Raw genomic sequence first — 10,071 nt, forward strand, 5'->3', positions numbered from 1 at the left:
ATTTGGTCATGAAAGCGGAATGTGAACCTCAGTACTTTGGCGATGAATCGAAGAAGATTATTCACGGTGACGCGCTAACAGAACTTAAAAAACTGCCTTCTGAAAGCATTGACTTAATTTTTGCCGATCCGCCTTACAATATCGGAAAAGATTTCGACGGTATGGTGGAATCCTGGGACGAAGCGTCTTTTCTGGCCTGGCTGTATGAATGCATTGATGAGTGCCACCGCGTACTGAAGAAACACGGCACCATGTACATCATGAATAGCACAGAAAATATGCCGTATATCGATCTCAAATGTCGAACGCTTTTTACCATCAAAAGCCGTATCGTCTGGTCCTATGATAGTTCCGGGGTGCAGGCGAAAAAATACTTTGGTTCTATGTATGAACCGATCCTGATGATGGTAAAGAACCCGAAAAGCTATACCTTTAATCGTGACGCGATTCTGGTCGAAACCACTACGGGCGCTAAGCGCGCGCTAATCGATTATCGAAAAAACCCGCCCCAACCATACAATCAGAAAAAAGTGCCGGGCAACGTCTGGTCATTTCCTCGCGTACGTTATCTGATGGATGAATATGAAAACCATCCTACGCAAAAGCCCAGCGCGCTGTTAAAACGGATCATACTGGCCTCTTCTAACCCGAGCGATACCGTATTGGACCCTTTCGCAGGCAGTTTCACCACAGGCGCTGTCGCAGCGGCGTCAGGTCGTAAGTTTATCGGTATTGAACTCAATAATGAGTACGTAAAAATGGGGCTCAGAAGATTGAGCGTCACTTCGCATTATTCAGAAAATGAACTTGCAAAAGTCAAAAAGAGAAAAACACAAAACCTGTCCAAAAAGCAGCGAAATGTCGGGATAAACGCGCTATCTTCAGAGAAGTAAAAGCATTGTAAGTCCGCTTTTCAGCGTCAAAATTTCATGTATATTCCCAGCACGCATGGGCATGAATACACAGGATTTGACGATGATACGTAAGTATTGGTGGCTGGTTGTTTTTGCCGTCTCCGTTTTTCTTTTTGATGCGCTTTTGATGCAATGGATCGAATTGATGGCGACTGAACAGGATAAGTGCCGAAACATGGACTCGGTTAACCCTCTTAAATTGATCAATTGTACCGATCTGGAGTAGCGAACCGGGCGATTTAACCTATGATTATTTATCACCCGGATTTCTTTTATCCCTTATAAAAACAGGGAATTAAAACACGTTGAGGATAAAAGAAGGGGTGATACTGTCTCGTCCTGTTCTTTTCCTGCATAACCAATGAGCTAATGATACATGCCGGTTAGTGAGTACAACCACATCCTTGTGGCGGTTTCATTTGCTGTCGCTATTTTTGCGTCCTATACCGCATTAAATATGGCCGGACGCGTAGCCGGAAGCGCCCGATCAAACGCCAGAATATGGCTAATGGGCGGCGGCTTCGCGCTGGGCGTCGGTATTTGGGCGATGCATTTTGTCGGGATGCTGGCGATGGATCACGCGATGAACATGCGCTTCGATCCGTTCCTCACCGGCCTCTCCATGCTGATCGCGATCGGCTCCTCCCTGTTTGCGCTATGGCTGGTTAGCGCTGAAAAACTGCGCCTGCGACGTTTACTGCCGGGCGCGCTGGTGATGGGACTGGGCATCAGCGCAATGCATTATACCGGGATGGCGGCGCTGCAATTTGCTTCCATTATCGTCTGGAATAGCGCGTGGGTTGCCCTCTCTATCATTATCGCGCTACTGGCGTCCTGCGGCGCGCTGTGGCTCACGTTCCGCCTGCGTAATGAGGGAACAGATGTCGCCCTGAGGCGAGCAGGCGCCGCGGTATTAATGGGGATAGCTATCGCCGGCATGCATTACGCCGGCATGAAGGCCGCACACTTTCCCCAAAACTGGCCGATGGAGCATCGTGGCGTCGATAGCAACTGGCTGGCTGTTCTTGTCAGCGTGGTCGCGCTGACTATCCTGGGTATTACTCTGCTGGTTTCTTTATTTGACGCCCGGCTTCAGGCCCGCACCGCACTACTTGCCTCTTCGCTGGCGCAGGCGAACCAGGAACTGGCGCAGTTGGCGCTGCATGATACGCTCACCCGTTTACCAAACCGGGTACTTCTTGAGGATCGTCTGGAACAGGCCATCAGCAAAGCGAATCGGGAAGGCACGTCTTTCGCGCTACTGTTTATGGATCTGGATGGCTTTAAAGCCGTTAATGACGCTTATGGTCATGATATCGGCGATAAGCTACTGGTGGCGGTCACGCATCGTCTGAACCAACCGCTGAGCGGGCAGTTTACCCTGGCGCGGATTGGCGGCGACGAATTTGTGCTGCTTGCAGAAGTCAGCGCGCCTGACGAAGCGGCTTCCCTTGCCAGCGCGCTGGTACATTCGATAGATGCGCCCTTTACAATAGATCCGTACGAACTGGTCGTTACACTTAGCGTGGGAATAGCGCTCTATCCGCTGGACGGAAAAAACGAACGGGAACTGATGTTCAACGCCGATGCCGCAATGTACCACACGAAACATACGGGGCGTAACGGATACCATTTCTTTCAGCCATCAATGAATATGCTGGCGCAAACCCAACTTCAGCTAATGAATGACCTGTGGCTGGCGCTGGAAAGACAAGAGCTCAGGCTGGTGTATCAGCCTAAATTTCAGGCTCCTGCCGGCCCCATTGTAGGATTTGAGGCCCTGTTGCGCTGGTATCATCCAAAACAAGGCGTACTGAATCCTGACCAGTTTTTACCGCTGGCGGAAAAAACGGGTCTTATCGTCACTATCGGTAGCTGGGTGATAGACGAGGCGTGTCGACAGCTCCGCGAGTGGCACTTACAGGGATACGCCTTATGGTCAGTGGCGGTAAACCTGTCCGCCTTACAATTTGAGCAGCCCGGGCTTGTGGACACCATTACGCGGAGCCTGGCCCGACACAGTATCCGTCCCGATTTATTGATTCTGGAAATCACCGAAACCACGGCGATGAATAAGCCGGAGCAAAGCGTCGCTATACTCACCAGATTAACGGAAATGGGGGTTAAGGCCTCTATTGACGACTTTGGCACCGGTTATTCCAGCCTTCTCTATCTGAAACGTCTTCCGGCGTGCGAACTAAAAATTGATCGCGCTTTCGTACATGAACTCAGCGAGGCAGGCGACGGCGCGACCATTGTTGCGGCTATTGTCGCGCTGGCGAAAGCGTTAAATCTGCAAATTGTGGCAGAAGGGGTAGAAAATGAAACGCAGCAACAATTTTTGACCCAGTTAGGATGCCATACGCTTCAGGGGTTCCTGCTTGGCAAGCCGCGTACGGCAGAGGAAATTGCTCGCGATATTCGGGACCCTGCCAATATATTCACAAGGCAAATATATAATATCAACTCAAAATAATCTCAGGCTTCTTCCGCCTGTTGTTCATTTGGCATTAATTGCCTCACACTGCCATCCGGGCTTAGCATTTTTAATACATTATCGACTAATGCAGGCGCCTGCTTATAAAGATCATAACTTGTGGGATTCATTAACCAGTTCTTTACTATTCCGCTAAAACTACCATGCAGAATAATTAATATGACATCCAGATCAAGACTGCCTGAGATCAGCTTTTTATCCATACATCGCTGTAATACTTCAAGCAGCGACTGATGATGGAAACCCATCTTCTCCCGAATGGCCTGTTCCGATATCATACCATTATGGAATTCACATTTATGATATAAAATCTGCATTAATGCCTGCTGACGAGGCACTGCCGCAATATATTGTAAGGCTGCAATAAATTTCTCTCGTAGATCCTGTAAAGGATTATCATTCCAGCATCCCGTAAGCCTATCCTGAATAAGTTCGCGTAAAGGTGGTTGCTGTAACCAAACCTCATTAAACAACTGCGTTTTATTCTCAAAGTGCCAGTAGATGGCGCCCCGCGTGACATCAGCGGCATCAGCGATATCATTCAACGTCGTGTTGGCAACGCCGCGCAAAGCGAACTGCGCAATAGCGGTTTCAATCAAATGTTGCCGCGTTTTAAGCGCATCCGCCTTCGTTTTCTTCGCCATAATTAAGATATCCTGGACCATAAAAACGATAAATACGCTGATAAAATACTCAGCACAAAAAACAACTTTACCATGTCCTTTTTAGTCAGACGAGAGACAGCCATTTTTATTTCGCACAATATCGCCAAATCAATAATAAAAACAAATAAATTAATAAAACATATTCATATAAAATATATATTTCTAATTATGTTATTCAACATCATGATTTTACTAATCGGGACATTATGAAACGACAGGGAATAGTTCTTTTTTTTGCTTTTATGTGCCGTGAACCCCATCCCAAAATAAGTATTGCTTACATCACAAGCTAATAATTTGTAGGATACCCCACTGCTATTCTATTTTTCGCGCGTTAACGCCTTACCGTTATCCGGTGAATAACGAGCTTTCGGTTTTTTAAGGAACAGTAATGACGAAACATGCCAGGTTTTCACTCCTGCCCTCATTCATCATATTCTCTGCTGCGCTGCTGGCCGGTTGTAATGACCAGGGAGATACCCAGGCTCATGCCGGCGAGCCGCAAGTCACCGTCCATGTGGTCGAAACAGCGCCGCTAGCCGTAACGACCGAACTTCCCGGACGTACGTCCGCATTTCGTATTGCGGAGGTTCGCCCCCAGGTGAGCGGGATCGTGCTTAAAAGAAACTTCACCGAAGGTAGCGATGTAGAGGCCGGGCAGTCGCTCTATCAGATCGATCCTGCCACTTATCAGGCTGATTATGACAGCGCTAAAGGCGAACTTGCTAAAAGCGAAGCGGCTGCGGCTATCGCGCACCTGACGGTCAAACGCTATGTTCCACTGGTCGGCACAAAATATATCAGCCAACAGGAATATGATCAGGCGATTGCCGACGCCCGCCAGGCCGATGCCGCCGTTGTGGCGGCAAAAGCCGCTGTTGAAAGCGCGCGTATTAACCTTGCGTATACCAAAGTCACCTCACCCATCAGCGGCCGTATAGGAAAATCTAATGTGACTGAAGGCGCGCTGGTGACTAATGGTCAGTCAACTGAACTGGCTACCGTGCAACAACTCGATCCGATTTATGTCGACGTGACGCAATCAAGCAACGACTTTATGCGACTCAAGCAATCCGTCGAACAAGGTAACCTGCATAAAGACAGCGCCAGTAGCACGGTTCAACTGGTAATGGAGAATGGTCAGGTCTACCCGATTAAAGGCACGCTGCAATTTTCCGACGTTACCGTAGATGAAAGCACCGGCTCTATCACGCTCAGGGCAGTTTTCCCTAACCCGCAACACAGTCTGCTTCCCGGTATGTTTGTTCGCGCCCGCATTGATGAAGGCGTCCAGCCCAATGCCATCCTTGTCCCCCAGCAGGGCGTAACCCGCACGCCGCGCGGCGACGCAATGGTGATGGTGGTTAACGATAAAAGCCAGGTCGAAGCCCGCAATGTCGTGGCGGCGCAGGCTATTGGCGATAAATGGCTCATCAGCGAAGGGTTAAAACCGGGCGATAAGGTCATCGTCAGCGGCTTACAAAAAGCGCGACCGGGCGTCCAGGTGAAAGCCACTACCGATGCTCCTGCAGCGAAAACGGCGCAATAAGGTAACCGTACATGGCAAACTTTTTTATTAGACGTCCTATTTTCGCCTGGGTTCTGGCCATTATCCTGATGATGGCTGGCGCACTGGCAATAATGCAACTTCCCGTTGCGCAGTATCCAACCATTGCGCCGCCAGCGGTTTCTATTTCTGCAACCTATCCTGGCGCGGATGCGCAGACGGTACAGGATACGGTTACTCAGGTTATCGAACAAAATATGAACGGTATCGATAACCTGATGTATATGTCCTCTACCAGCGACTCTGCTGGTAGCGTGACCATCACCCTGACCTTCCAGTCCGGAACCGATCCGGATATCGCGCAGGTTCAGGTGCAAAATAAATTGCAACTCGCCACGCCTTTACTGCCGCAAGAAGTCCAGCAGCAGGGGATTAGCGTTGAAAAGTCCAGCAGCAGCTTTTTGATGGTCGCCGGGTTCGTCTCGGATAATCCGAACACTACCCAGGACGACATCTCTGACTATGTCGCCTCTAACATTAAGGACTCTATCAGCCGTCTGAATGGTGTGGGCGACGTTCAGCTATTTGGCGCACAGTACGCCATGCGTATCTGGCTGGATGCGAATCTGCTAAATAAATACCAGCTCACGCCAGTTGACGTCATCAACCAGTTAAAAGTACAGAACGACCAGATTGCGGCAGGCCAACTGGGCGGTACGCCAGCATTACCGGGCCAGCAGCTTAACGCCTCAATCATCGCCCAAACGCGTCTGAAAGATCCGGAAGAGTTCGGCAAAGTTACGTTGCGTGTCAATACCGACGGCTCTGTCGTCCATCTCAAAGATGTCGCGCGTATTGAGCTTGGCGGTGAAAACTATAACGTTGTAGCGCGCATTAACGGTAAACCGGCCTCCGGTCTCGGTATTAAACTGGCGACCGGCGCTAACGCGCTGGATACCGCAACCGCAATCAAAGCGAAACTGGCGGAGCTGCAGCCTTTCTTCCCCCAGGGAATGAAGGTGGTTTATCCTTATGACACAACGCCCTTCGTAAAAATATCTATCCACGAAGTGGTAAAAACGCTGTTTGAAGCAATTATTCTGGTGTTCCTGGTAATGTATCTGTTCTTACAGAATATCCGGGCAACCCTGATTCCTACCATCGCTGTTCCTGTCGTGTTGCTAGGCACTTTTGCGGTACTCGCCGCCTTTGGCTATTCCATCAATACTCTGACGATGTTTGGTATGGTACTGGCGATAGGGCTGTTGGTTGACGATGCGATAGTGGTCGTAGAAAACGTTGAACGTGTAATGATGGAGGATAACCTTTCTCCCCGAGAGGCGACGGAAAAATCCATGTCGCAGATTCAGGGAGCGCTGGTTGGTATCGCGATGGTACTGTCTGCGGTATTTATCCCGATGGCCTTTTTTGGCGGCTCGACCGGGGCAATTTATCGCCAGTTCTCTATTACTATTGTTTCAGCAATGGCGCTATCCGTTCTGGTTGCGTTGATTCTGACGCCAGCACTATGCGCTACACTGCTTAAACCCGTATCTGCTGAACATCACGAGAAAAAAAGCGGCTTCTTTGGCTGGTTCAATACCAGGTTTGACCACAGCGTTAACCACTATACTAACAGCGTAAGCGGTATCGTGCGTAATACGGGTCGCTATCTCATTATCTATCTACTTATTGTAGTCGGAATGGCGGTTCTGTTTTTACGCCTCCCGACCTCCTTCCTGCCGGAAGAAGATCAGGGAGTATTCCTGACCATGATTCAGCTCCCCTCTGGCGCTACGCAAGAACGTACGCAGAAAGTGCTGGATCAAGTCACTCATTACTACCTGAATAATGAAAAAGCGAACGTCGAAAGCGTGTTTACCGTAAACGGCTTTAGCTTTAGCGGTCAGGGACAAAACTCAGGGATGGCATTTGTTAGCCTTAAACCCTGGGAAGAGCGTAACGGTGAAGAAAATAGCGTCGAAGCCGTTATCGCCAGAGCGACACGCGCCTTCAGCCAGATTCGCGACGGGTTGGTGTTCCCCTTCAACATGCCGGCAATTGTCGAGTTAGGTACCGCGACAGGTTTCGACTTTGAACTGATTGATCAGGGAGGGCTCGGTCACGATGCGTTAACGAAAGCGCGTAATCAACTCCTGGGTATGGTCGCGAAGCATCCTGATCTATTAGTGCGCGTACGCCCGAACGGGCTCGAAGACACGCCACAGTTCAAGCTGGATGTCGATCAAGAAAAAGCGCAGGCGCTCGGTGTTTCGCTGTCTGATATCAACGAAACCATCTCCGCGGCGTTGGGCGGCTATTACGTTAACGACTTTATCGATCGCGGACGAGTGAAAAAAGTATACGTTCAGGCTGACGCTCAGTTCCGTATGCTGCCGGGAGATATCAACAATCTTTATGTACGCAGCGCCAATGGCGAGATGGTGCCCTTCTCTACCTTTAGCTCAGCACGGTGGATTTATGGTTCGCCACGCCTGGAACGCTATAACGGGATGCCGTCAATGGAACTGCTCGGTGAAGCAGCGCCCGGACGAAGTACCGGTGAAGCCATGTCGTTAATGGAAAACCTGGCTTCACAGCTGCCAAACGGTATTGGCTATGACTGGACAGGTATGTCGTATCAGGAACGGTTGTCAGGTAACCAGGCGCCGGCGCTGTACGCAATCTCACTCATTGTCGTTTTCCTCTGCCTTGCCGCTCTGTATGAAAGCTGGTCAATTCCGTTCTCGGTAATGCTGGTCGTACCGCTCGGCGTGGTTGGCGCTCTGCTTGCAGCGTCATTGCGCGGTCTGAACAATGACGTTTACTTCCAGGTTGGCTTGTTAACCACTATTGGCCTTTCTGCTAAAAACGCCATCCTGATTGTCGAGTTCGCCAAAGATCTCATGGAAAAAGAAGGACGTGGATTGATTGAAGCGACGCTGGAAGCATCCCGTATGCGTTTACGTCCTATTCTAATGACCTCGCTGGCCTTTATTCTCGGGGTAATGCCGTTAGTTATCAGTCGTGGCGCAGGTAGTGGGGCACAGAACGCAGTAGGCACAGGGGTTATGGGGGGAATGTTAACCGCAACCTTATTAGCTATCTTCTTCGTGCCAGTATTCTTCGTTGTTGTAAAACGCCGATTTAATCGCCATCATGATTAACCGGTAAACAGAGGCGTCTTCGGACGCCTTTTTAAACGGTACGTCTTTATCTCCGCTATTCCCCCCTCTCCGCTTACCTCTGCATTCTCCATAGTTTTTACAATTCACATGAATTGAGATGATTCCTCATGTCGGCCATTTTTTCTGTGGTGGTAAAATAACTCTCGTTTTCGCAGCGGTTAGAGCCAGCATTTACGTTGCTGTACTTCGCGAAACGCTGATTAATGAGGTAACACCATGAAAAGACTAATTCCAGTTGCATTGCTTACCACCTTATTGGCAGGTTGTGCACATGATTCTCCCTGCGTACCGGTTTATGACGATCAAGGGCGGCTGGTTCATACCAATACATGTATGAAAGGTACAACGCAGGATAACTGGGAGACAGCAGGCGCTATTGCTGGCGGCGCTGCGGCGGTAGCAGGGTTGACGATGGGTATCATTGCGCTTTCTAAATGATACATGCAGGCGCGGCAATGCCGCGCTTTCAGTAATAATATAAAGGTCGTAAGGATACTCAGCGACGTAATCTGTTCAGCCTGTCCCCCGAAAGTTAACACGATAAAACGCTCTCTTTTCTTACTCGCCCATCCCGATAGTATTTATTCTATTCCTTGTCCGATGCAGACAAAATTGTAGCTTGATAGCATCGTAAGCCGCATTAAAAACACGCTTTATACAGTAAGACTTAGCGCGTGGTCATTAGGCGTAATTATTACAGACAGTCTGGATATAAACCGGAGCATACACGTAATACATGAGGATTTTGAGCACTGCCCCAGGGCCAAACTGGCAAATAAAATAGCCTAATGGGCCAGATTTTTAGTCCTCAGCGAATATCTCTATTGCTTATTAGAGGCGTAAGTAAAAGCCGTTTGTACATCTACTTCAGCACGGTTCACATTCGATGGTTCAGGCGGATATATGGCGGGAAATCACGCTGACTAAAACGGTTTTTATCCACTCTACGAAGATGTTTAAAACGCGTCGGCGCCATTAACCGATAACTTTTTCCATAGAGAGATAAATGCAAAAAGGCCCAATCTTTCGATTGAGCCTTTTGCTTTATTTGATGTCTGGCAGTTTATGGCGGGCGTCCTGCCCGCCACCCTCCGGGCCGTTGCTGCGCAACGTTCAAATCCGCTCCCGGCGGATTTGTCCTCCTCAGGAGAGTACTCACCGACAAACAACAGATAAAACAAAAGGCCCAGTCTTTCGACTGAGCCTTTTGTTTTATTTGATGTCTGGCAGTTCCCTACTCTCGCATGGGGAGACCCCACACTACCATCGGCGCTACGGCGTTTCACTTCTGAGTTCGGCA

Annotated in this window: 7 protein-coding genes and 1 rRNA gene; 6 read left to right on the top strand and 2 right to left on the bottom strand. The window is 49.4% G+C overall.

Annotated elements, in window-relative coordinates; all coding sequences use genetic code 11:
- Positions 1-8: 8 nt before the first annotated feature.
- The 3 genes from yhdJ to NA986_RS23420 all read left to right on the top strand — a co-directional run bounded on the left by yhdJ (position 9) and on the right by NA986_RS23420 (position 3,390).
- Positions 9-893 carry an adenine-specific DNA-methyltransferase gene (yhdJ, locus tag NA986_RS23410; RefSeq protein WP_000642611.1) on the top strand — a complete coding sequence of 295 codons (885 nt, stop codon included), beginning with the start codon at positions 9-11 and terminating at the stop codon, positions 891-893.
- Between the two features lie 82 nt (positions 894-975).
- Positions 976-1,140, top strand: a complete 165-nt coding sequence (locus NA986_RS23415) for a DUF2556 family protein (RefSeq protein WP_000620015.1) — start codon at positions 976-978, stop codon at positions 1,138-1,140.
- Between the two features lie 150 nt (positions 1,141-1,290).
- Positions 1,291-3,390 carry a putative bifunctional diguanylate cyclase/phosphodiesterase gene (locus NA986_RS23420; RefSeq protein ID WP_023216417.1) on the top strand — a complete coding sequence of 700 codons (2,100 nt, stop codon included), beginning with the start codon at positions 1,291-1,293 and terminating at the stop codon, positions 3,388-3,390.
- A 2-nt stretch (positions 3,391-3,392) separates the two neighbouring features.
- On the opposite strand, the gene envR is transcribed toward NA986_RS23420, so the two are convergent.
- Positions 3,393-4,055: an acrEF/envCD operon transcriptional regulator gene (gene envR, locus NA986_RS23425; protein WP_001085725.1), complete on the bottom strand. Its 663-nt coding sequence runs from the start codon at positions 4,053-4,055 to the stop codon at positions 3,393-3,395.
- 412 nt (positions 4,056-4,467) lie between these two features.
- On the opposite strand from envR, the gene NA986_RS23430 reads away from it, so the two are divergent.
- From NA986_RS23430 to NA986_RS23440, 3 genes are all read left to right on the top strand, one after another.
- Entirely contained in the window at positions 4,468-5,625 is a 1,158-nt protein-coding gene (locus NA986_RS23430) for an efflux RND transporter periplasmic adaptor subunit (RefSeq protein WP_000160383.1), read from the top strand.
- 11 nt (positions 5,626-5,636) lie between these two features.
- A complete protein-coding gene (locus tag NA986_RS23435) occupies positions 5,637-8,750 on the top strand; it encodes an efflux RND transporter permease subunit (protein WP_001273283.1) in 3,114 nt (1,037 codons plus the stop codon).
- A 237-nt stretch (positions 8,751-8,987) separates the two neighbouring features.
- The gene (locus NA986_RS23440) at positions 8,988-9,209 is read left to right on the top strand and encodes a membrane protein (protein WP_000825645.1); all 222 of its coding nucleotides are present in this window, start codon (positions 8,988-8,990) and stop codon (positions 9,207-9,209) included.
- A 783-nt stretch (positions 9,210-9,992) separates the two neighbouring features.
- On the opposite strand, the gene rrf is transcribed toward NA986_RS23440, so the two are convergent.
- Positions 9,993-10,071, bottom strand: a 5S ribosomal RNA gene (gene rrf, locus NA986_RS23445); the annotation flags it as partial.

This window comes from Salmonella sp. NW177, from assembly GCF_051811585.1.
Taxonomy (GTDB): domain Bacteria; phylum Pseudomonadota; class Gammaproteobacteria; order Enterobacterales; family Enterobacteriaceae; genus Salmonella; species Salmonella enterica.

What these genes read in the sequence shown, in the direction of transcription:
- NA986_RS23430 (WP_000160383.1), top strand. Translation starts at nt 4,468, where the DNA reads ATGACGAAACATGCCAGGTTTTCACTCCTGCCCTCATTCATCATATTC.
- NA986_RS23435 (WP_001273283.1), top strand. Translation starts at nt 5,637, where the DNA reads ATGGCAAACTTTTTTATTAGACGTCCTATTTTCGCCTGGGTTCTGGCC.
- yhdJ (WP_000642611.1), top strand. Translation starts at nt 9, where the DNA reads ATGAAAGCGGAATGTGAACCTCAGTACTTTGGCGATGAATCGAAGAAG.
- envR (WP_001085725.1), bottom strand. Translation starts at nt 4,055, where the DNA reads ATGGCGAAGAAAACGAAGGCGGATGCGCTTAAAACGCGGCAACATTTG.
- NA986_RS23415 (WP_000620015.1), top strand. Translation starts at nt 976, where the DNA reads ATGATACGTAAGTATTGGTGGCTGGTTGTTTTTGCCGTCTCCGTTTTT.
- NA986_RS23440 (WP_000825645.1), top strand. Translation starts at nt 8,988, where the DNA reads ATGAAAAGACTAATTCCAGTTGCATTGCTTACCACCTTATTGGCAGGT.
- NA986_RS23420 (WP_023216417.1), top strand. Translation starts at nt 1,291, where the DNA reads ATGCCGGTTAGTGAGTACAACCACATCCTTGTGGCGGTTTCATTTGCT.